A 20,552-nucleotide genomic window follows, 5' to 3' on the forward strand; every position below is an offset into this window, starting at 1 on the left:
CGAAACACTTCGGCAACACCTCGCCGACTAGGCTCTTCGCATGGGAGATCTGTTCGACGGCTACGGCTCCACTCTGGCGCCGCGCAAGACGGCCTCCGGGGTCCCCGCGTACGACGAGATGTTCGGCAGCCCGGCCCACCCCGGAGCGCTCGCCGAGTCGCGCGACGCCTACCGCGAGCTCTACCAGGCCCTCGCGCAGATGACGCAGGAAGAGCTGCGCGGTCGCACCGATTCGCTCGCCAGCTCCTACCTCGCCCAGGGCGTCACGTTCGACTTCGCAGGCGAGGAGCGCCCGTTCCCCCTCGACGCCGTTCCCCGCGTCATCACGTACGACGAGTGGTCCCGCGTCGAAGCGGGCGTCAAGCAGCGGGTCAAGGCGCTCGAGGCGTTCCTCGACGACGCGTACGGCCGCCAGCACTGCGTGCGCGACGAGGTGCTGCCGGCCGGGCTCATCGCGTCGTCGCAGTACTTCTATCGTCAGGCCGCCGGCATCCACTCGGCGAACGGCGTGCGCATCCAGGTGTCGGGCATCGACCTGATCCGCGACGAGCACGGCGAGATGCGCGTGCTCGAAGACAACGTGCGCGTGCCGTCCGGTGTCAGCTACGTCATCTCGAACCGCCGGGTCATGGCGCAGACGCTCCCCGAGCTCTTCGTCTCGATGCGCGTCCGTCCCGTCGGCGACTACCCGAACAAGCTGCTCGCCGCGCTGCGCGCGTCGGCGCCGGCGGGCATCGACGACCCCAACGTCGTCGTGCTCACGCCGGGCGTCTACAACTCGGCGTACTTCGAGCACACGCTCCTGGCCCGGCTCATGGGCGTCGAGCTCGTCGAGGGCCGCGACCTCCTGTGCGTCGGCGGCAAGGTCTTCATGCGCACGACCCGCGGTCCGAAGCGCGTCGACGTGATCTACCGCCGCGTCGACGACGAGTTCCTCGATCCGCTGCAGTTCCGCGCCGACTCGATGCTGGGCGCTCCCGGCCTCATGCTCGCCGCCCGCCTCGGCAACGTCACGATCGCCAACGCGGTCGGCAACGGCGTCGCCGACGACAAGCTGCTCTACACCTACGTGCCCGACCTCATCCGGTACTACCTCGCCGAAGAGCCGATCCTCAAGAACGTCGACACCTGGCGGCTCGAAGACCCGAACGCGCTCGAGGAGGTGCTCGACCGCCTCGACGAGCTGGTGGTCAAGCCGGTGGACGGGTCCGGCGGCAAGGGACTGGTCGTGGGGCCGGATGCCTCGCCCGCCGAGCTCGAGAAGCTGCGTCAGCGTCTGCTGGCCGACCCCCGCGGCTGGATCGCTCAGCCCGTGGTGATGCTGTCGACCATCCCGACCCTCGTCGAAGACGGCATGCGTCCCCGTCACGCCGACCTCCGCCCGTTCGCCGTCAACGACGGTGAGGACGTGTGGGTTCTCCCCGGCGGCCTGACCCGCGTCGCCCTCCCCGAGGGTCAGCTCGTCGTGAACTCCAGCCAGGGCGGCGGGTCGAAGGACACGTGGGTCATCGGCGGAGCCGCACCTTCGCACGTCGAGTACGGGCAGGGTCACGGCGTCTCGGGTCTCGTCGCCGATCAAGCCGCCACCATCACCGCGGCGATCCCGATCATCTACGACGGTCAGCCCGAACCCACGCACTCGCCGCAGGACCGCCCCCGCACCCGCACCGAGCAGCAGGAGCAGCAGCAGCAGCAGTCGAGCGCAGCATCCATCTCCCATGTCCCGCTTTCTGTCGCTCAGGGGCGGCCCAGCCGACAGAAATCGGGACACGGCGACGGTGGGGAGGGCCTGTCGTGCTGAGCCGCATCGCCGAGAGCCTGTTCTGGATCGGGCGCTACATCGAGCGCAGCGACGGCACGGCGCGCATCCTCGACGTCCACCTGCAGCTCCTCCTCGAAGACCCGTGGATCGACGAGGACACCGCGTGCAGGTCGCTCCTCAGCGTCATGGGCTCGTTCCCCCCGGACGGTGTCGAGCAGGTCCGCCGTGAGGACGTGCTCGCGCGGCTCGCGGTCGACCGCATGAATCCGTCGAGCATCGCGTACGCCCTCACCGCGTCACGCGAGAACGCCCGCCGTGCCCGCGAGATCGTGTCGACGGAGCTGTGGGAGACCCTCAACACCACGAACACCCGAATGCCGCGCCGGCTGCAGGCCGATCGCGTGCACGAGTTCTTCCAGTGGGTGCGCGAGCGCGCGGCGCTCGCCGTCGGCATCGTCGACTCGTCCACGAGCCGCGATGAGGCGTGGCAGTTCTTCACCCTGGGGCGCAGCATCGAGCGCACCGACATGACGGCGCGCCTGCTCGCGACGAGGTCGCTGACCGAGGCATCCGGCCCCTCCTGGACCACGATCCTGCGATCGTGCGGAGCCTACGAGGCATATCTGCGCACCTACCGCGGCATGCCGAGCGCGCGCAACGCCGCCGAGTTCCTGCTGCTCGACCGGCTCTTCCCGCGGTCGATCATCTACTCGATCCAACGCGCCGAGGAGTGCATGAGCGCCATCGACCCGCGCGCCGACCGCGTCGGCCACTCGAACACGGTGCTGCGCGCGCTCGGGCAGATCCGCAACGACCTCGAGTACCGGCCGATCGGCGAGATCCTCGGTGAGCTGCCGCAGCACATGGATCGTGTGCAGAAGGTCACGCGCGAGGCGTCCGAGGCGATCCGCGGCAGGTTCTTCCCGACGCAGGCCGAGCCGAGCTGGATCGGAGAGATCTCATGAAGAGACTGCGCATCGAGCACCAGACCGGGTTCAGCTACCAGGGCGACGTCTCGGCGTCGTACAACGAGGCGCGCATGCTGCCCGGCTCGACCGACAGCCAGTTCGTGCTCAACTCGTCGCTCGACATCGAGCCTTCGACGTCGGTCAACCAGTACGTCGACTACTTCGGCACCCGCGTGGCCGCCTTCGACGTGCTGTCGCCCCATGCCGCGCTGACCATCACCGCCAAGTCGCTCGTCGAGGTGCGGCCTCGGCCGCTCGAGCACGTCGACGTGACGTGGCACGGCCTCGCCCGCGAGTCGAGCCGTTCGATCGAGACGGTGGAGCAGCTCGTGCAGACCGGCCGGACCCGGCCGCATCCCGAGGTGGCCGAGCTCGCCCGCTCGATCGCGTCCGGCCACGATCATCCCGGCCGCGCCGCCCACGCGATCGCGACGGGCATCGGCGACGCCGTCGAGTACATGCACGGCATCACGGGTGTGCACTCCACGGCGCACGAGGCGTGGGACGCCCGCAAGGGCGTCTGCCAGGACATCGCGCACATCACGCTCGGCGCGCTGCGCGAGGTCGGGATCCCCGCGCGTTACATATCGGGGTACCTCCACCCGCGCCCGTCGGCCGAGGTGGGTGTCGCCGTCACGGGGGAATCGCACGCGTGGATCGAGTGGTTCGCGGGCGAGTGGCAGGGCTTCGACCCGACGAACAACATCGAGATCGGCGACCGCCACGTGCTCGTCGGCCGCGGCCGCGACTACGGCGACGTGCCGCCGCTGCGCGGGGTGTACGCCGGGCCCTTCAAGAGCCACCTGCACGTGAAGGTGACCATCACACGCGAAGCGTGACCCGTCGGCCCCCGCACGCCGCAGCTCAGGCGGGCGGCGCGTCGGGGTCGAGGGTCTTGAGCGTTTCCTCCTCGGCGGGATTGTCGGCCTCGAGCTGCTCCTCGGTCGTCTCGTCACCGCCGACCGGGGCGTCCTGCTCGATCGGCACATCCTCTGCGTTGCGTTCCTCGTCCATGGGCCTCACCGTAGGCGCGGCGCATCCGGCGGCGACAGGGGTTGACGCGCGCACGAGGTTCGTCTCCGTCGAACCGTCGCGTCGGACCGCCGCGAAGGTTGGATCGACGGAGATGACCGGAGAGGGGACGGATGCCGCAGCATCCGACCGGCCACGTCAGAGCGCGGTGATCACCGCGTTGTCGAGCTCGTCGGGGTTCACCGGCGCGTCGACGCGGTTGGTCAGCAGTACCCAGGCGATGCCGGCGCCCGGGTGGATCCAGAGCTGGGTTCCCGCCCAGCCGGCATGACCGTACGCGTCGCGGTCGATGAGGCTGGGCGCGCGCGTGCGGAGGTTCCACGTGAAGCCCCAGTCCTGTCCGACCATCGCCGGGTACGGATCGAGCCGTGGGATGTCACCCGTCAGCGGGCGCAGCATCATCTCGAGCGTGCGCGGATGCAAGACGCCGCCCGCCTCACCGCGCCCGATCCGCAGGAGCGCGGACGCGAGCGCGAGCAGGTCGCCCGCCCGCCCGATCAGTCCGGCGCCGGGGTGACGCAGCGCGGCGAAGGCCTCGATGTCGACGCCGTTGGCGGCGGCATCCGTCACCTCATGCGGATCGGATGCCTCGTCGAGGGTCAGCCCGCCGGCGCCGAGCGCGGGCGCCCATTCGGCGAGGTCGGCGTCCCACGTCCGTCCGGTGGCGTGCTCGGTGAGAGCGGCGATGCCTTCGAAGGCGATCGTCGAGTAGCGCGACATCGTTCCCGCGGCGAAGTCCCGGCCGCTGTTCACGAGGAGGTCGCGCAGGCCCGGGGCGTCCATCGCCGGCTCTGAGATGCCGGACGTGTGACTGGCCAGGTGCCGCAGTCGCACGAGGTCGTCGCGGTGGTGACCGAACTCGGGTACCGCGACCGCGAGCGGTGTACCGGGAACGAGCAGTCCCCGCTCGATCGCACGCGCCGCGACGAGTCCGACGATCGGCTTCGTGATCGAGAAGAGCCGGTAGTGGTCGTCGACCTTCGCCCGACGCCCGGCCGTCGCGCCGAACGCGTCGAGCGCGATGACGCCCTCGGCGGTCGCGATGCCCAGCACGGCGGTGGGCAAGCGGTCCGCCTCGACCGCACGGCGGGCCCAGTCGAACGCGGCCGCGTACTCGGTCATGCGCACTCCTCTCGAGCGGGAGGTTCCATCCTGCCTTCTTCCGGGGGAGTCGATCGAGTTGCCGCCTGCAGCGAGTCGCCTCAGACTGGAGGCTTCGACGAGGAGCACACCATGACCCGGAACTGGGCCGGCACCTACGACTACACCGCCCCGGCGATCACGCCGATGTGGAGCGAGGCCGATATCGTGCGCGCCGTCGGGACGGGCACGGATCGGGTGCGCGCGCTGGGCACCCGGCACTCCTTCACCGACCTGCCCGACACGACGGGCACCCTGCTCGACATGGCAGGCCTCGAAGGCGGCTTCGCGCTCGGTGACGGCGAGGTCCGCGTCGCCGCGGGCACGCGGTACGGCGTGCTGGCGTCGTGGCTCGACGAGCGGGGCCTCGCCCTCCACAACCTGGGGTCGCTGCCGCACATCTCGGTCGCCGGCGCCACGGCGACCGGCACGCACGGCTCGGGCGACGCCAACGGGACGCTCACCACGGCGGTGCGAGGCATCCGATTCGTCGGCGCGCACGGTGAGGTGCGAACGGTCCGCCGCGACGACCCCGGTTTCGCGGCGCTCGCGGTGGGCCTCGGCGCCTTCGGCGTCGTGCTGTCGCTCGACATCGAGACCCGCCCGTCGTATCGCGTGCGTCAGGACGTCTACAGCGGGGTGTCGTGGGACGCCGCGCTCGCCGACCTCCCGGCGGTCACGGCCGCCGGGTACAGCGTGTCGGTGTTCACCCGCTGGGAGCAGCCGTCGGTCGGGTGGGTGTGGGTCAAGACACGCGTCGGCGCCGACGACGACGCGGTGGCGACGAATCTCCTCGACGGGGTGCTCGACATCGACGCCGAGCCGCTCGGCGGTCTCGCCGATGTGACGGAGCTGCGGGGCTCACCCGGTCCGTGGATGCTGCGGCTGCCGCACTTCCGGCTCGACGGCACGCCGTCGTTCGGCGACGAGATCCAGAGCGAGTACTTCGTCGCCCGTGAGGACGCGCCCGCCGCGCTGCGCGCCGTGCTCGCGCTCGGGGACGCGATCCGTCCCCTGCTTTTCGTGAGCGAGTTGCGCACGGTCGCCGCCGACGGGCTCTGGCTGAGCCCCGCGTACGGGCAGGACGTGCTCGCCATCCACTTCACCTGGCACAACGACCCGGCGGGGGTAGGGGCGGTGCTCCCGCTCGTCGAGGAGGCGCTCGCGCCGTTCGGCGCGCGGCCGCACTGGGGTAAGCGGCACGGGTTCGACCGCGCGGAGATCGAACGCGTGCACCCGCGACTGGCGGACGCCCGCGCGGTGTTCGAGCGGCTCGATCCCGGCGGCCGGTTCTCGAACGCGCACCTCGAGCGGGTCGGGGTGCGCGAAGCGCGCTGATCCGGGTGCGGGGGCCCTCGGGCCGCATAGACGTCCGGCGGTGTCTTGGCAACCCCCGCCCGGAAGTCCTCGAGCTGCCTCATGGTCGGGCAATGACGCTGTTTGCACCCGACGCCCGGCCTGCCGGGCGCAGCGAGTTGGAGACGTTCCCCGGCGCACGCGTACGGCGCGATTTCATCGGCGCGTTCGAGACGACGTATCTTCCCGACGCCGATATCGACGTGGGCGAGAGCACGGAGGTCTCCGCCCGATGGGCGACGCACCTCGATGCGCTGCAGGAAGCCGGTGTGACCCGGCTGCGCTACGCGCTCCCGTGGCACCGGATCGCTCAGGACCCGGACGCGTTCGACTGGTCGCGATGCGACGCCGAGATGGACGAGATCAGGCGCCGGGGTCTCGAACCCATCTTGGATCTCGTGCATCACACCAGCTATCCGCGACGACTCGCGGGAGGCTTCGCCGATCCGGCTTTCGCTGGGGAGTTCGTGAGATTCGCCGAGGCTGTGGCGACGAGATACCCGTGGATCTCGGCGTACACCCTCTTCAACGAACCCTTCGCCACGCTGTTCCTCGCTGGCCATGAGTCGCTGTGGCCGCCGTTCGGGACCGGGATGGAGGGGTTCGTGAAGCTCGCCGAATCCGTGCTGCCCGCCATCGTTTCCGCGTGGCGCATCTTCGATGAGCGCCTTCCGGACGCTGAGCACGTGTGGATCGACACCTGCGAGTCACACGCCGGGTCGCCGGGAGGGCCGGCCGATTACGCCGCCTTCGCGAACGATCGCCGGCACTTATTGCTCGACCTCGTGCTCGGCCATGACCTCGACCCGCGCCGCCCGGCGCTCGCGGCATTGGTGGAAGCAGGAGGCGGCGCGCTGCTCACTCTCGAGCCGATCCGCATCGACGTGCTGGGCCTCGACTACTACCCTCACTCCGAGTGGTGGTACGTCGAGGACGGACCCGTGTCGCCGGCCCCCGCGCCGCGCGGGTTCGCCGCGGTCGCGTCCGACTACCACCGGCGCTACGGGCTTCCTATGCTCCTCGCCGAGACGAACGTGCGGGGGCTGCCTTCGGACCGCGCGACGTGGCTGCGCTACATGCTCGATCAGTATGAGCGGGCGGTGAAAGACGGGCTTCCTCTTTCCGGATTCACGTGGTTCCCTCTGGTCGACTCGTGCGACTGGGACTCCCTGCTCGCGCTCCCCATCAACCATCGCGACCCCGTTGGGGTCTACGACCTCACTCGAGGCGGTCGTGCGAGGGTCAACGAGCTCACGGCCGCGTGGGAGCTGGCGGCCGCGGGCGCGCCCGTCGACGAGCTTCCCGCCTACCGACTCCAGTCGCCGTGCGACGAGGACCTTCGCGGGTTCTTCGCCGCACTCGATTGGCAATGGCAGGATCCGCCCAATCCGGAGCCGGCGATCCCTGTCTTCCCCATCGCGCGTGACCTCGTCGTGCTGTCGCACCTGCGCTGGGACTGGGTGTGGCAGAGGCCGCAGCACCTCGTGACGAGGTTCGCCCGGGAACGCGGAATCCGCGGCGGTCGCACGTGGTTCGTCGAGGAGCCGATCACCGCGGACGTGCTCAGTCCGGAACTGTGGACCGATCAGGTCGGACAGGTGACGCGAGTGCGCCTGGTCGTCCCGCTGGCGTCGGCAGAGGGCAGGCCGGCCATCGGCTTCGACCATCCCGCGGCGGCGCCGTATCGCGAACTCCTCGCGCGGCTGTTCGCGGAGGAGGGCGTGCCGCATCCGGACCTGCTCGTGTACACGCCGATGGCCGCCGATATCGCCACGGCTCTCAGCCCGCACCGCATCGCGTACGACGTCATGGACGACCTGGCATCTTTCGCGGGGGCGCCTCCTGGCATGAGAGAGGCGCAGGCGCGGCTCCTGGCAGCCGCCGACGTGGTGCTGGCGGGCGGCCGGTCACTGCATCGGAGCGTGGTCGGCTCCCGTCCCGACTGCCACCTGTTTCCCAGCGGCGTCGACGTCGCCCATTACGCCTCGTCGCGATCGCTGCGCGCGGGGGCAGGTCGCCGGGACGGCGTGGGACGTCGGCCCGTGGCCGGGTATGTCGGCGTCATCGACGAGCGCTTGGACCTCGATCTGGTCGGGGCGCTCGCGGACGCGCTGCCGGACTGGCTGGTGCGGATCGTGGGCCCGGTGGCGAAGATCGATCCGGCACAGCTCCCGATCAGACCGAACCTCGACTACCCCGGCATGGCCGACTACGCTGAACTCCCGGCGGTGATGGCCGACTTCGATGTCGCCATCATGCCTTTCGCACTCAATGACGCGACCCGTTCGATAAGCCCCACCAAGACGCTCGAATATCTGGCCGCGGGTCTTCCCGTGGTGTCTACGCCGGTCGCCGACGTGGTGGCCGACTACGGCGAGGTGGTCGCCGTCGTCGACACGGCCGAGGGGATGGCGGCTGCGTGCCGTGCGGGTCTCGTCGAAGATGCCGAGGGGCGCGAACGCCTCGTGAAGGTGATTGAAGCGCACCAGAGCTGGGATGCGATCGCGCAGTCGATCGGAACGCTGCTAGAGGTGCCCGTCGAGCGCCTCACCGTCCGGACAGTCGCGTCGCATCGCGCCGCGACGCGGGCGGCGATCGCCGGGCTGAGGGACCCCGCGCTGGGGTCGGCGCGCCTGACCGGCCCGCTCGTCGAGATTCTGGCGGACGCCGCGGTGGCGTCCGCGACGCCGTTCATCCGCGGGCCGCTGCTCGCGCGGCTCGCCGCGGTGGAACGGCTGCATCCGTACGCCGGGGACGAGACGGGCTCGTGCCCGAATTGCCGTGTTCCGGCACCGTGCGTCACAGCACTCGACTGCGCGTGAGCGGCTTGTCGCGGGCCCGTTCGGGCCGGCCGCTTTCGCGCGGGGCCGGCCGCTCTCGCGCAGGGCCGGCCGCTCTCGCGGCGGGCCGGCTCAGCTCGCGCGCGTGTCGAGCTCAGCTCGCGCGGCGCTGGCGCACGTCGTCCGGCACGCGCACCGGCGTGGTCGACGCGACCTCGTCGCTGAACTCCTCCGGTGTGGGCTGCACGACCGACAGGGGACGCGTCTCGTCGATCGTGAGCAGGAAGCGCTTCTCCTCGCTGCGGTGCAGACGGCCCGAGACGATGAGCCAGGTGGCGCCGATCGCGAACGCGACGAGAGCCGCCCCTGCGCCGAGGAGGATCGCGATGCGTGGACCGAACTCGGCGGCGACCCACCCGACGATGGGCGCGCCGATCGGCGTGCCGCCCATGAGGATCGCCATGTAGAGCGCGAGCACGCGGCCGCGCAGCGCCGGGTCGGTGGTCGTCTGCACGTAGCCGTTGGCGGTCGTGAGCATGGTCACGACCGCGAAGCCGGTGAACATGAGCGTGACGGCATACAGCCAGTAGGTCGGCATCGCCGCGGAGACGGTGGCAGCCACCGCGAAGAGCAGGGTTCCGCCGATGACGACGCGGATGCGGGCGCGATCGCGGCGCGCGGCGAGCAGCGCGCCGGCGAGCGAGCCCACCGCGAGGATCGAGCTGAGCAGGCCGTAGCCGTCGGCGTTCTGCCCGAACTCGAGGGCCATCGTCGACGCGAAGATCGGGAAGTTCATGCCGAACGCGCCGACGAGGAAGACCATCGAGAAAGTCACCATCAGGTCGGGACGTCGGGCGACGTAGCGGAAGCCGTCGGCGAGGCGCGACGCGCCGGTCGCCTTCACGCGCGGGATCAGCTCGTCGGTGCGGATCAGCATGAGCGCCACGATCATGCCGAGGAACGTGATGCCGTTCACGAGGAACACCCAGCCGGTGCCGACGGCGACGATCACGATACCGGCGACGGCGGGGCCGATCATGCGGGCGCCGTTGAAGGACGCGGCGTTGAGCGCCACCGCGTTCGACGCGATCTCACGCGACACCAGGTCGGAGACGAACGCCTGACGGGCCGGATTGTCGAACGCGGCGACCACGCCGAGCGCGAGGGCGAACGTGTACATGATCGGCAGCGTCATCACGCCGAGCAGGAGCAGGATGCCGATCGCGACGCCGAGGAGCAGCAGCAGCCCTTGCGTCACGACGAGCAGCCGGCGCCGATCGAAGCGGTCGGCGACCCAGCCCGTGACGCCGACGAGCAGCAGCGGGGGAGCGAACTGCAGCGCCATGGTGACGCCCATGGCTGCGGCGTCGTTGTCGGTGAGCTCGGTCAGCACGACCCAGCTGAGGGCGGTCGCCTGCATCCACGCGCCGACGTTCGACACGAGCGCGCCGATGAACCAGACGCGGTAGTTGAAGATCGAGAACGATCGGAACATGGCGCTCATCGGGCCACCATCCGCTGCATGAGCTCGGCTGCCGCGTCGAGCGTCTCGCGCTCTGCGGGAGTGAGGTCGGCGAGCGCCGCCTCGACCCACGCGTCGCGGCGGCGGGCGGTCTCGTCCACGACCGCGCGGCCGGCGTCGGTGAGCGAGATCACGACCTTGCGCCCGTCGGACTCGTCGGCGGCGCGGCTGACGTAGCCCGACTCCTGAAGGCAGTTGACGGTGCGGTTCATCGACGGAGCCGAGACGCGCTCACGCTCGGCGAGTTCGCCCAGCGTGTGCGAGCCGTGAACCCAGAGCGCCGCGAGCACGGCGAACTGGCCGTCGCTCATCGAGTCGACGGCCCGCTGCGTGCGCATGCGGCGGGCGAGGCGGAAGGTGGCGATGCGCAGCCGCGAGGCCGCCGCCGAGTGGTCGTCGAGGTGGTCTGCCGAGGTCGTCAAGGGTTTCGTATCGCTGCTCATCCGGTTCCTTAGCATAGCTCATTAGTTTTGCTAAAGGAATTTCGGATGCCGCCACCGCGGTCGCGGCATCCGTCGCCTTAGACTCTGCGCATGCCCGAGTTCATCGATGCGCACGGCATCTCGATCGTCTACGACGTTCATCCCGCGAAGGCGACGCCTCGGGCGGTGGTGCAGCTGCTTCACGGCGTCGGTGAGCACGCCGGCCGCTACGGCGCGCTGATCGACGCCCTCACGGCCCATGGATACAGCGTGTACGCGGCCGACCACCGCGGTCACGGCCGCACCGGAATGGGGCAGCACCGAGGCGACGTCCCGCGTCTCGGCCGTCTCGGTCCCGGTGGCCTCCGAGCCGCGCTCGCCACGATGTGGCAGTTCACCGAACAGCTCCGAGACGAGCACCCCGCGCTCCCGCTCGTACTGCTGGGGCACTCGGGAGGGTCGGTGCTCGCGCAGATGCTGGTGAATCTCCATCCCGACGCGTACGACGGACTCGTCCTGACGGGCTCGGCGCTGCGCATGCCGGGTTCGATCCGCACCAGTGGTCTGAACAGACCTTGGGACGGACCGGAGGCGACGGGGACGGAGTGGCTCTCGAGCGACGCGACGGTCGGGCGCGCCTTCCTCGACGATCCCCTGACCACGTCCGAGGACCCCATCAAGCTGATCGGAGTGATCGACTCCCTCCGCATGTACGGTCGGCCCCGTCGCAATCTGGGCCGCGACATCCCGACGCTCCTGATGGTCGGTCGCGACGACACGGTAGGCGGACCGCGCAGCGTGCACCGCCTCGCCGACGCGTACCGCACGCGCTCCGGATTCACCGACGTCACCACGCTGGTGTATCCCGGTGCACGTCACGAGATCTTCAACGAGGTGATGCAGGCCGACGTACGCGCCGATCTGCTGGCGTGGCTCGATCAGCGGTTTCCCGTCCGGGTCTGACCGGAGTTCCGGACGCACCCGTTGACTCACGGTGCCGGATTGCGCCATCCTGTCAGCAATGACCGCCGTGGGAGCGCTCCCACAGCCTCACCGGCGGTCTATCGCGACGACGCCGCCGCGATGACGATCGATGATGATCAGAGGAGCACCCCCATGTCCCACTCATCCCCCCGACGATCGCGACGGGCGGTCGCGCTCGGCGCAGCCGCCGTACTGGCCGCCGGCCTCGCCGTGCCGCTCGCGTCGGCACCTGCGGCCGCGGCCGACGGAGACCTCCCCGGCTCGGAGCTCTACCTCAACCCCTGGAGCACGACCCTCGAGGCCGCGCAGTCCCTCAGCGGTCAGGCGCGCGCCGACGCCCAGCTGCTGGGCTCGATCCCGTCGGCGGACTGGTTCACCGACGGCACACCCGCCGAAGTGCAGGCGGCGGTCGACGACGTGGTGTCCGCCGCCGATGCGGAGGGCCGGATGCCGGTGCTCGTCGCCTACAACCTGCCGTTCCGCGACTGCGCCCAGTACTCCGCCGGCGGCGCGCTCGACACCGTCGCTTACCAGGCGTGGGTCGACGGATTCGCGGCGGGCATCGGAGACCGCGCCGCGACGGTGATCCTCGAACCGGACGGCCTCGGCATCATCCCGCACTACACCACGCTCGACGGTCAGCTCGAGTGGTGTCAGCCCGCCGAGGTGCCGGCCGGGACCGCGGCATCCGATCGCTATGCCCAGCTCAACCACGCCGTGGACGCCCTGGGCGCGCTCGCGAGCACCTCGGTCTATCTCGACGGCACGGGCGCGAGCTGGCTGAACGTCGGCGAGATCACCGACCGCCTGCTCAAGGGCGGCGTGCAGCGGGCGGACGGATTCTTCCTGAACGCATCGAACTACCAGTTCACGACGAACTCGACCTGGTTCGGCACGTGGATCTCGTCCTGCATCGCCTACGTGACGGAGGTGAATCCGGGCGACTTCGGCTCGTGCGGCAACCAGTACTGGAACGGAGGTCCCGCCACCGACTGGCAGGGCACGGCGATGTCTCCGTACGGGGAGTGGACCCCGGGCAACGCCGATCTCGCGCTCAACGTCGACGGCGTCCAGTCTCGGTATGCCTCGATCCTCGGCGGCGTCGAGCCGGCCACGAGCTTCGTCATCGACACCAGCCGCAACGGGCTCGGCCCCTGGGACTACCCCGAGGGCGTCTACGCGGCGCACGAGGACTGGTGCAACCCGCCGGACCGCGGTCTCGGGCTGCGTCCCACGACCGAGACCGGGGTGCCGCTGGTCGACGCCTATCTGTGGATCAAGGTGCCCCGCGAGTCGGACGGCAAGTGCTTCCGCGGCACCGCCGGACCACTCGACCCCGAACGCGGCATCGAAGATCCGGCCGCTGGTCAGTGGTTCGCCGAGCAGGCGCGCGAGCTCGTCGCGCTCGCGAACCCGCCGATCGCGCCGCTCGACTGCCACGTCAAGGTCGTCGGCACGAAGGTCGGCAAGGGCTTCGTCGCCACGCTGACCGTGCGCAACGGCTCGTCGGCCACGCTCGCGCCCTGGACCCTGTCGTGGACCTTCGACGGCACTCGGAAGGTGATCAAGGTCGTCGGCGGCTCGTTCGCGCAGGACGGAGCGACCGTCGATGTGACCGGCGCGAGAGCACTGCGACCCGGCAAGACGGCGGCCCTCGCCGTCACCGGCACGGGCGCGGCGGTCGAGCCGTGGCAGTTCCACCTGAACGGGCGGGCCTGCACCTCGTGAGATCAGCGGCGGCGCCGGGATGCTGACACCCGGCGCCGCTGCCGTGCGCGGGCGGCCTGCGCGGCTCGCCGTCGCGCTGCGGCAATAGGCTGAACAGCATGCACGGCGAATACAAGGTGCCCGGGGGAAAGCTGGTCGTCGTCGACCTGGAAGAGCGCGACGGCCGCATCGCCGACTTCCACCTCGCGGGCGACTTCTTCCTCGAGCCCGACTCGGCCCTCGACGACATCGACGCCGCCGTCAACGGCCTGCCGATCGAGGCCGACGTCACGACCATCGCCGCTGCGGTGCGCTCCGCGCTCCCTGACGGCGCCCAGCTGCTCGGCTTCACGCCCGAGGCCGTGGGCACCGCGGTGCGCCGCGCGCTCGTGACGGCGCCAGGATGGCGCGACTTCGACTGGGAGATCGTGCACGAGAAGCCGGTCTCGCCGCGCATGAACCTCGCCCTCGACGAGGTGCTCACCGGGCGCGTGGGCGACGGCCGCCGGCGCCCCACCCTGCGCCTGTGGGAGTGGGACGAGTCCGCCGTCGTGATCGGCTCGTTCCAGTCGCTCCGCAACGAAGTCGACCCGGACGGGGCGCAGCGGCACGGGTTCGACGTGGTGCGTCGCATCTCCGGGGGCGGCGCGATGCTCATGGCCGCGAACTCGATCGTGACGTATTCGCTGTACGTGCCGGCATCCCTCGTCGCCGGTCTCACCTTCGCCGACTCGTACGCGTTCCTCGACGACTGGGTGCTGCAGGCGCTGCGCTCGCTCGGGATCGAGGCGACCTACCAGCCGCTCAACGACATCGCCTCGCCGCAGGGCAAGATCGGCGGCGCCGCGCAGAAGCGCCTCGCGAACGGCGGGGTGCTGCACCATGCGACGCTGAGCTACGACATGGACGGCCAGATGATGACCGAGGTGCTGCGCATCGGCCGCGAGAAGCTCAGCGACAAGGGCACGACCTCCGCCGCGAAGCGCGTCGACCCGCTGCGTCGCCAGACCGGGCTGCCGCGCGAGGCGATCATCGAGCGGTTCAAGGAGACGTTCGCGAAGCTCTACGGCGCGGTGCCGGGGAATATCACCGAAGAGGAATACGCCGAGGCCGAGGCGCTCGTCGAGTCGAAGTTCGCCACCGACGCGTGGCTGCGCCGGGTGCCGTGAGGATCGCCGGGGGAGGGCGACAGTGAGCGAACCCGCGCGGGCGGGCGCGGCATCCGGAACCGTCGAGATCCACGAAGGGGACAACCTCGACGTGATCCGCGGCTTCGCGGACGGCTCGTTCACGCTCGTCTACCTCGACCCCCCCTTCAACACCGGTCGCACGCAGGAGCGCGCGCTCGAGACCGCCCGTGCCCCCGGCGACGAGCGCGCGGTCGATGCGGTGATCCGCAAGGGCTTCCATGGCCGGGAGTACGAGCGGCTGCGCGGAGACCTTCGCGCATACGGTGACCGGTTCGACGACTACTGGGGCTTCCTCGAGCCGCGACTGCTCGAGGCGTGGCGCCTCCTCGCCGACGACGGCACCCTCTACCTCCACCTCGACTACCGCGAGGCGCACTATGCGAAGGTGCTGCTCGACGCCTTGGTCGGGCGCGACAGGTTCCTCAACGAACTCATCTGGGCATATGACTACGGGGCGAAGACGCGCAAGAGGTGGCCCACGAAGCACGACACGATCCTCGTGTACGTGAAGGATCCCGAGCGGTACTGGTTCGACTCCGACGCCGTCGACCGCGAGCCCTACATGGCACCCGGGCTCGTCACCCCCGAGAAGGCAGCGCGAGGCAAGCTGCCGACCGACGTCTGGTGGCACACGATCGTGCCCACGACCGGACGTGAGAAGACCGGCTACCCGACGCAGAAGCCCGAGGGGATCCTTCGGCGCATCGTGCAGGCGTCGTCGCGCCCCGGCGACCGCGTGCTCGACTTCTTCGCCGGAAGCGGCACCACCGGAGCGGTGGCATCGGCGCTCGGCCGCGACGCCGTGCTCGTGGACGACAACCCCGACGCGGTCGCGGTCATGGGCGAGCGGATGCCGCACGCCGCCGTCATTCGCCATGGGGGCGCCGCGCGAACCTAGGCTGGGGGAATGCGCTTCGGAACCTTCATCCCCCAGGGCTGGCGATTCGACCTCGTGGGCATCGAGCCCGCCGACCAGTGGCGGGTGATGGCGACCCTCGCCCAGCTCGCCGACGAGGGCCCGTGGGAGTCGCTGTGGGTCTACGACCACTTCCACACGACGCCCGTCGCATCGGAGGAGGCGACCCACGAGGCGTGGACGCTCATGGCCGCGTTCGCCGCGTCGACCTCGCGCATCCGCCTGGGCCAGATGTGCACGTGCATGGCCTACCGCAACCCCGCCTACCTCGCGAAGGTGGCCGCGACCGTCGACGCTGTGTCGGGCGGGCGCACCGAGATGGGCATCGGCGGCGGCTGGTACGAGCACGAGTGGCGGGCGTACGGCTACGGCTTCCCCGAGGTGAAGGATCGGCTCGGGATGCTTCGCGAAGGCGTCGAGATCATGTCTCAGGCGTGGCGAACCGGATCGGCGACACTCGACGGCAAGTACTACCAGGTCGACGGCGCGCTGGTGCGCCCGCTGCCCCTGCAGGAGGGCGGCATCCCGCTGTGGGTCGCCGGCGGCGGCGAGAAGGTGACGCTCAAGATCGCGGCGAAGTACGCCGCGTACACGAACTTCAACGGGACGCTCGCGGAGTGGGACCACAAGAGCGAGGTGCTCCGCGGCCACTGCGACGCCCTCGGCCGCGACTTCGGCTCGATCACGAGGTCGGCCAACTTCAACACCATCGTGGGCGAGACCGAGGCCGAGGCATCCGATCGTCTCGCGGCGGTCAAGGCGCGGCTGCTTCCCCACGTCGGCCAGGAGCGCGCGGACGCGATCGAGGCCGAGTACCGGCGCTCGCCCGGGTTCGGCACACCCGAGCAGGTCGCCGAGCGCCTCGCCGAGCGCGAGCGCCACGGCCTCGGGTACGCGATCCACTACTTCCCCGAGGCAGCGTACGACCGGTCGGGCGTGCAGCTCTTCGAGCGCGAGGTCGTCGCCGCGCTGGCCTGAGCCCGGCCGCTCGGTTCGGCGCCTCAGCGCCTCCCCGGTGGCTCCAGCTCCGGCGTTCGCGCGACGGTGCGCTGCATCTTCCTGCGAGTGCTGCGCCGATCGACGCAGCACTCGCAGGAAAGCGCAGCAGTCGGGCGCACGGCGCGAGTGCTGACCGCCGGCGGGCGCGTCAGAGCAGCGCGCGCACGCTGCGGTACCCGTCGGCCACCACGTCGGGGAGGGATGCCTCGCCGCCGAAGACCCGCGTCGTGCCAGGGTGCGCGGTCCAGGCCGGCCAGCCGGGCTCGCCGTCGCGGATCAGCCCCACCGCGGCGCCGTGGACGGCGTCGGCGAGTCGCCGCGGCGGCGCGGAGCCGGCGATCGCCGTGACGCCGTCGGCGTCGAGGCAGTCGAACCAGAAGGGCACGTCGAGGCAGTGCAGGGCCCACTTCCGCACGGGCGACGGCCATGCGAAGCGGTACACCCAGGTCGGCGCGTTGCCGCGCGCCTCGGCCGCGCGCACCACCGTCGAGCGGAACACCGCGTCGGTCACGAACCGGCCGAGCACCGCCGCGGTTCCTTTGCGGCGCTGCGCCGCGTTGTCGGCCAGGTACGCCCGTCGCGTTGCGCGCGGCAGCTTGAGCTGGGCGAGCGCCAGCGAGACCGGCACGAGCCGCAGCTTCCCCCGTGCCGAGTCGGTCACCATCGTGAACTCGTCGTCGGTCGTGCCGAGCACGAGCGGCTTGTCGGCGCCGATGCCCGCCGCGAGGGCCGCAAGGGTCGGCTGCGTGATCAGGTCGCCGTCGACGGTCGGCCCCCACGAGAGGCCGTCCTCGAGCAGTAGGTGCACGGGCGCCAGCCGATCCTTCGACTCCGGCGTGGCGGCCTTCTCCTGCAGCGAGGTCAGCGTCTCCTCCGGCACCGACGAGAAGCCGTCGCGCGACGGCGCGACGCCGGCGAGGTGGGCGAGCTTCGCCGACAGGGTGCGGGCGCGCTCGGGCGAGACGTCGGCGAGCGCTGCCGACATCGCCCACACCGCGTGGAAGAGGTGCTGCGCAGCCGGCATGCCGAGGAGCGCCAGCACGGCGCCGCCGCCCGCCGACTGCCCGGCGATCGTCACGCGCGACGGATCGCCGCCGAAGCCCGCGATGTTGTCGCGCACCCACTCGAGCGCGGAGAGCCAGTCGCGCACGCCGCGGTTCGACGGCGCTCCCGGCACGTGCCCGAAGCCGTCGAAGCCCAGGCGGTACGAGATCGTCACCGTCACGACGCCATCGCGGTTGAACGCCCGCCCGTCGTACCAGGGGCTCGCGGGCGATCCGGCGATGTACCCGCCGCCGTGGATGTAGACGAGCACCGGCAGTCCCGCGGCCCGCTCGCCTGGCGCGGGCGTGAACACGTTGACGTTGAGGGTCGCTTCGCCCGCGACCGACGGCTCCGGGATCAGCGTGGTCCCGGCGTCGCCGCGCTGCGCGGTCGCACCGTATCCGGTCGCGTCGCGCACGCCGTCCCACGGCTCCGGCCGCTCGGGTGCGGCGTAGCGCAGCTCGCCGATCGGTGCGCGTGCGAACGGGATCCCGAGGAAGGCCGCCGACGCGTTCGAACCGCCGGGGTCGCCCCGCCATACGCCGCGGACGTCGCCCGATTCAACGCTGACGACAGGACCGTCAGGATGCTTCGCCACCGCGCGCTCCGTTCCGGTCGGCGTCGGATCGCGGGTCGAGCGCGGCGAAGAGCGCGTCGATGGTGCCCGCCATGTCGACGTCGGGTTCCAGCATCCACTGCACCTGCAGTCCGTCGGCGACCGCTTGGAAGACCCGCGCGAGCACGTCGGGGTCGATGCGGTCGGTGACCTCGCCCGCGGCCTGCTGCTTCGTGATCACCGCCGCGAACACCTCTCTCAGCGTCTGGCCGCGCGACACGAAGAACTCGTGAGCGGCGTGGTCGGGGTCGCTCGCGTCGACCGACAGCCGTGCGAACAGATGCACGAGGCCGGGGACGTCGGCGTTGTGGCGGATCACCCCGAGGTAGCCAGCGCGCAGGTCGCCCGACGACACCGACCCATCGGGCTGGTAGAGCCCGAACCCTGCGGAGTCGATCTCGTCGCGCTTGCGGAGGATCGCCGTGAACAGCTCCTCCTTGCTGTCGAAGTAGTGGAGGAGCCCGGCCTGGCTGAGGCCCACCGCGTCGGCGAGCTCCTTGATCGAGGCACCTCGGTACCCCTCGCGGGCGATGACGTCGAGTGCGCGCTCGAGGATCTCCTCGCGCTTCGCGACGCCCTTCGCGTAAGAACCCCGGCGTTCCTTGCGGCTGTCTGCCATGGGGACAGTAAACCGAACGATGCTTGATTTCCCAAAACCAAATGGCATATGGTTTCTGCCAGCGCTCGACGAGGAGCGCCGACCCACCCGATAGGACCGTCCCATGACACAGCCGTCTGACGCCGCGATCGCGCCCGAGCCGAACCCCGGTCCGCCCGCACCCATCACCGAGAACACGTTCGTCGCCACGGCGGCCGGAAACGACGATCCGCCGCCGCCCATCAAGGGCCTCCGCAGGCTCCTCGCCTGGATCATCCCCGCAAACCTCGGCATCTACCTCATCTGGGGCGCCGTGCCCGGCATCCTTCTGCCGCAGCAGATCACCCTGCTCTTCGGCGAGGCAGACAAGGTCGCCAACCTCGCGATCGTCGCCACGATCGGCGCCTTCGCGGCCATGATCGCGCAGCCGATCGCCGGGCAGATCTCCGACCGCACCCGCTCGCGCTTCGGCCGTCGCGCCCCGTGGATGATCCTCGGCGCGCTCGCCGGCGGCCTCGCGCTGGTCGGCCTCGCGTTCGCGGACTCGCTCGTGGGCGTGGTGATCGCGTGGACGCTCGTGCAGATCAGCTACAACTTCGCGCAGGGTCCGCTCTCGGCGGTCATGCCCGATCGCGTGCCGCTTTCGCGCCGCGGCCTGTTCGCCGCACTGTCGGGCATCGGCCTCATGGTCGGCGCCATCGGTGGACAGGTGGTCGGCTCGCTGTTCTTCAACAGCCTCACCGCCGGATACGTCACGTTCGCCGTCGTCGCGCTCGTCATGATGGCGCTCTTCAACGGCTTCAACCCCGACTACTCCAGCGCGAAGCTGCAGCCCGAGCCGTTCCGCCTCGGTGATTTCCTGCGCACCTTCTGGGTCAACCCCGTCAAGCACCCCGACTTCTTCTGGGCGTTCACGGGACGACTGCTGCTCTACACCGGGTACTTCGCGGTCACCGGCTACCAGCTGTTCCTGCTCACCGACTACTTCGGCGTCGAGAAACCCGAGGCGGTGATCCCCGTGCTCGGCCTCATCAGCCTCGCCGGCATCCTGATCTCGACGGTCGTGTCGGGCCCGCTGTCGGACCGCTTCGGCCGCCGCAAGCCGTTCGTGTTCGCGTCCGCCGCGATCACCGGACTCGCCCTCGTGCTGCCGTGGGTGTGGCCCGACCTCACGGCCTGGATGATCATGACCTTCCTCGCCGGACTCGGCTTCGGCATGTTCCAGGCCGTCGACACCGCGCTCATCAGCGAGGTGCTGCCGTCGGCGAAGTCGTTCGCGAAGGACCTCGGTGTCGTGAACATCGCCGCGACGCTCCCGCAGACGCTCGCCCCCGGCGTCGCCGGCGCCATCGTGCTCGCGTTCGGCTACGCCGGACTGTTCCCCGTCGGCATCGCGCTGAGCCTCCTGGGCGCGTTCGCCGTCTGGCCCATCCGCTCCACCCGATGACATCGACGGATGCCGCGGCCCGAGGTCGCGGCATCCGTCATCGAATCCTCACCACGACGAAAGAGAAGG

Annotated in this window: 17 protein-coding genes; 11 read left to right on the plus strand and 6 right to left on the minus strand. The window is 70.6% G+C overall.

Annotated elements, in window-relative coordinates:
* Window positions 1-40: 40 nt before the first annotated feature.
* Genes OB08_RS13395 through OB08_RS13405 form a run of 3 tightly spaced genes read left to right on the plus strand, consistent with a single transcriptional unit; the run spans window position 41 to window position 3,569 of the window.
* The gene (locus OB08_RS13395; protein ID WP_461475528.1) at window positions 41-1,801 is read left to right on the plus strand and encodes a circularly permuted type 2 ATP-grasp protein; all 1,761 of its coding nucleotides are present in this window, start codon (window positions 41-43) and stop codon (window positions 1,799-1,801) included.
* On the plus strand, window positions 1,795-2,727 hold the full coding sequence (locus OB08_RS13400) for an alpha-E domain-containing protein (protein ID WP_461475529.1): 933 nt from the start codon (window positions 1,795-1,797) through the stop codon (window positions 2,725-2,727). The genes OB08_RS13395 and OB08_RS13400 overlap by 7 nt, the downstream gene beginning before the upstream one ends.
* Window positions 2,724-3,569 (plus strand): transglutaminase family protein, encoded by an 846-nt coding sequence (locus tag OB08_RS13405; RefSeq protein ID WP_461475531.1) that lies wholly within the window; start codon window positions 2,724-2,726, stop codon window positions 3,567-3,569. The genes OB08_RS13400 and OB08_RS13405 overlap by 4 nt, the downstream gene beginning before the upstream one ends.
* Window positions 3,570-3,594: 25 nt before the next feature.
* Here OB08_RS13405 and OB08_RS13410 read toward each other — a convergent pair whose 3' ends face one another.
* Both OB08_RS13410 and OB08_RS13415 read right to left on the minus strand, forming a co-directional pair.
* Window positions 3,595-3,744 carry a hypothetical protein gene (locus OB08_RS13410; RefSeq protein ID WP_461475533.1) on the minus strand — a complete coding sequence of 50 codons (150 nt, stop codon included), beginning with the start codon at window positions 3,742-3,744 and terminating at the stop codon, window positions 3,595-3,597.
* A 156-nt stretch (window positions 3,745-3,900) separates the two neighbouring features.
* The gene (locus OB08_RS13415) at window positions 3,901-4,884 is read right to left on the minus strand and encodes a serine hydrolase domain-containing protein (protein WP_461475534.1); all 984 of its coding nucleotides are present in this window, start codon (window positions 4,882-4,884) and stop codon (window positions 3,901-3,903) included.
* A 111-nt stretch (window positions 4,885-4,995) separates the two neighbouring features.
* Between OB08_RS13415 and OB08_RS13420 the strand changes: the two genes are divergently transcribed.
* The gene (locus OB08_RS13420) at window positions 4,996-6,240 is read left to right on the plus strand and encodes a D-arabinono-1,4-lactone oxidase (RefSeq protein ID WP_461475536.1); all 1,245 of its coding nucleotides are present in this window, start codon (window positions 4,996-4,998) and stop codon (window positions 6,238-6,240) included.
* Window positions 6,241-6,332: 92 nt separating this feature from the next.
* Window positions 6,333-9,080 carry a family 1 glycosylhydrolase gene (locus OB08_RS13425; protein ID WP_461475538.1) on the plus strand — a complete coding sequence of 916 codons (2,748 nt, stop codon included), beginning with the start codon at window positions 6,333-6,335 and terminating at the stop codon, window positions 9,078-9,080.
* A 112-nt stretch (window positions 9,081-9,192) separates the two neighbouring features.
* Here the strand turns inward: OB08_RS13425 and OB08_RS13430 are convergent, their stop codons facing one another.
* Together OB08_RS13430 and OB08_RS13435 are read right to left on the minus strand one after the other, a co-directional pair.
* Window positions 9,193-10,542, minus strand: a complete 1,350-nt coding sequence (locus OB08_RS13430) for an MFS transporter (protein ID WP_461475540.1) — start codon at window positions 10,540-10,542, stop codon at window positions 9,193-9,195.
* Window positions 10,539-11,003: a MarR family winged helix-turn-helix transcriptional regulator gene (locus OB08_RS13435; RefSeq protein ID WP_461475542.1), complete on the minus strand. Its 465-nt coding sequence runs from the start codon at window positions 11,001-11,003 to the stop codon at window positions 10,539-10,541. The genes OB08_RS13430 and OB08_RS13435 overlap by 4 nt, the downstream gene beginning before the upstream one ends.
* Before the next feature lie 90 nt (window positions 11,004-11,093).
* Between OB08_RS13435 and OB08_RS13440 the strand changes: the two genes are divergently transcribed.
* The 5 genes from OB08_RS13440 to OB08_RS13460 all read left to right on the plus strand — a co-directional run bounded on the left by OB08_RS13440 (window position 11,094) and on the right by OB08_RS13460 (window position 16,757).
* Window positions 11,094-11,945: an alpha/beta fold hydrolase gene (locus OB08_RS13440; RefSeq protein ID WP_461475544.1), complete on the plus strand. Its 852-nt coding sequence runs from the start codon at window positions 11,094-11,096 to the stop codon at window positions 11,943-11,945.
* 153 nt (window positions 11,946-12,098) lie between these two features.
* Complete coding sequence (locus tag OB08_RS13445; RefSeq protein ID WP_461475546.1) at window positions 12,099-13,694, plus strand: glycoside hydrolase family 6 protein; 1,596 nt, start codon at window positions 12,099-12,101, stop codon at window positions 13,692-13,694.
* Window positions 13,695-13,792: 98 nt separating this feature from the next.
* Window positions 13,793-14,842, plus strand: a complete 1,050-nt coding sequence (locus OB08_RS13450) for a lipoate--protein ligase family protein (RefSeq protein ID WP_461475548.1) — start codon at window positions 13,793-13,795, stop codon at window positions 14,840-14,842.
* Between the two features lie 22 nt (window positions 14,843-14,864).
* A complete protein-coding gene (locus OB08_RS13455) occupies window positions 14,865-15,761 on the plus strand; it encodes a DNA-methyltransferase (protein WP_461475550.1) in 897 nt (298 codons plus the stop codon).
* 9 nt (window positions 15,762-15,770) lie between these two features.
* Window positions 15,771-16,757, plus strand: a complete 987-nt coding sequence (locus tag OB08_RS13460) for an LLM class F420-dependent oxidoreductase (RefSeq protein ID WP_461475551.1) — start codon at window positions 15,771-15,773, stop codon at window positions 16,755-16,757.
* 169 nt (window positions 16,758-16,926) lie between these two features.
* Here the strand turns inward: OB08_RS13460 and OB08_RS13465 are convergent, their stop codons facing one another.
* Window positions 16,927-18,420: a carboxylesterase/lipase family protein gene (locus OB08_RS13465; RefSeq protein ID WP_461475553.1), complete on the minus strand. Its 1,494-nt coding sequence runs from the start codon at window positions 18,418-18,420 to the stop codon at window positions 16,927-16,929.
* Window positions 18,404-19,057, minus strand: a complete 654-nt coding sequence (locus OB08_RS13470) for a TetR/AcrR family transcriptional regulator (protein ID WP_461475555.1) — start codon at window positions 19,055-19,057, stop codon at window positions 18,404-18,406. Before OB08_RS13470 ends, OB08_RS13465 begins: the two co-directional genes overlap by 17 nt.
* 103 nt (window positions 19,058-19,160) lie before the next feature.
* Here OB08_RS13470 and OB08_RS13475 point away from each other — a divergent pair, with 103 nt between their 5' ends.
* Window positions 19,161-20,483 carry an MFS transporter gene (locus OB08_RS13475; RefSeq protein WP_461475557.1) on the plus strand — a complete coding sequence of 441 codons (1,323 nt, stop codon included), beginning with the start codon at window positions 19,161-19,163 and terminating at the stop codon, window positions 20,481-20,483.
* The last annotated feature ends 69 nt before the right edge of the window (window positions 20,484-20,552 follow it).

Source organism: Microbacterium sp. HJ5 (assembly GCF_054824025.1).

Bases quoted from the DNA above. Each gene is read 5' to 3' on its own strand.
- OB08_RS13395 (WP_461475528.1), top strand. From the start codon at position 41: ATGGGAGATCTGTTCGACGGCTACGGCTCCACTCTGGCGCCGCGCAAG.
- OB08_RS13405 (WP_461475531.1), top strand. From the start codon at position 2,724: ATGAAGAGACTGCGCATCGAGCACCAGACCGGGTTCAGCTACCAGGGC.
- OB08_RS13410 (WP_461475533.1), bottom strand. From the start codon at position 3,744: ATGGACGAGGAACGCAACGCAGAGGATGTGCCGATCGAGCAGGACGCC.
- OB08_RS13415 (WP_461475534.1), bottom strand. From the start codon at position 4,884: ATGACCGAGTACGCGGCCGCGTTCGACTGGGCCCGCCGTGCGGTCGAG.
- OB08_RS13420 (WP_461475536.1), top strand. From the start codon at position 4,996: ATGACCCGGAACTGGGCCGGCACCTACGACTACACCGCCCCGGCGATC.
- OB08_RS13425 (WP_461475538.1), top strand. From the start codon at position 6,333: ATGACGCTGTTTGCACCCGACGCCCGGCCTGCCGGGCGCAGCGAGTTG.
- OB08_RS13430 (WP_461475540.1), bottom strand. From the start codon at position 10,542: ATGAGCGCCATGTTCCGATCGTTCTCGATCTTCAACTACCGCGTCTGG.
- OB08_RS13435 (WP_461475542.1), bottom strand. From the start codon at position 11,003: ATGAGCAGCGATACGAAACCCTTGACGACCTCGGCAGACCACCTCGAC.
- OB08_RS13440 (WP_461475544.1), top strand. From the start codon at position 11,094: ATGCCCGAGTTCATCGATGCGCACGGCATCTCGATCGTCTACGACGTT.
- OB08_RS13445 (WP_461475546.1), top strand. From the start codon at position 12,099: ATGTCCCACTCATCCCCCCGACGATCGCGACGGGCGGTCGCGCTCGGC.
- OB08_RS13450 (WP_461475548.1), top strand. From the start codon at position 13,793: ATGCACGGCGAATACAAGGTGCCCGGGGGAAAGCTGGTCGTCGTCGAC.
- OB08_RS13460 (WP_461475551.1), top strand. From the start codon at position 15,771: ATGCGCTTCGGAACCTTCATCCCCCAGGGCTGGCGATTCGACCTCGTG.
- OB08_RS13470 (WP_461475555.1), bottom strand. From the start codon at position 19,057: ATGGCAGACAGCCGCAAGGAACGCCGGGGTTCTTACGCGAAGGGCGTC.
- OB08_RS13475 (WP_461475557.1), top strand. From the start codon at position 19,161: ATGACACAGCCGTCTGACGCCGCGATCGCGCCCGAGCCGAACCCCGGT.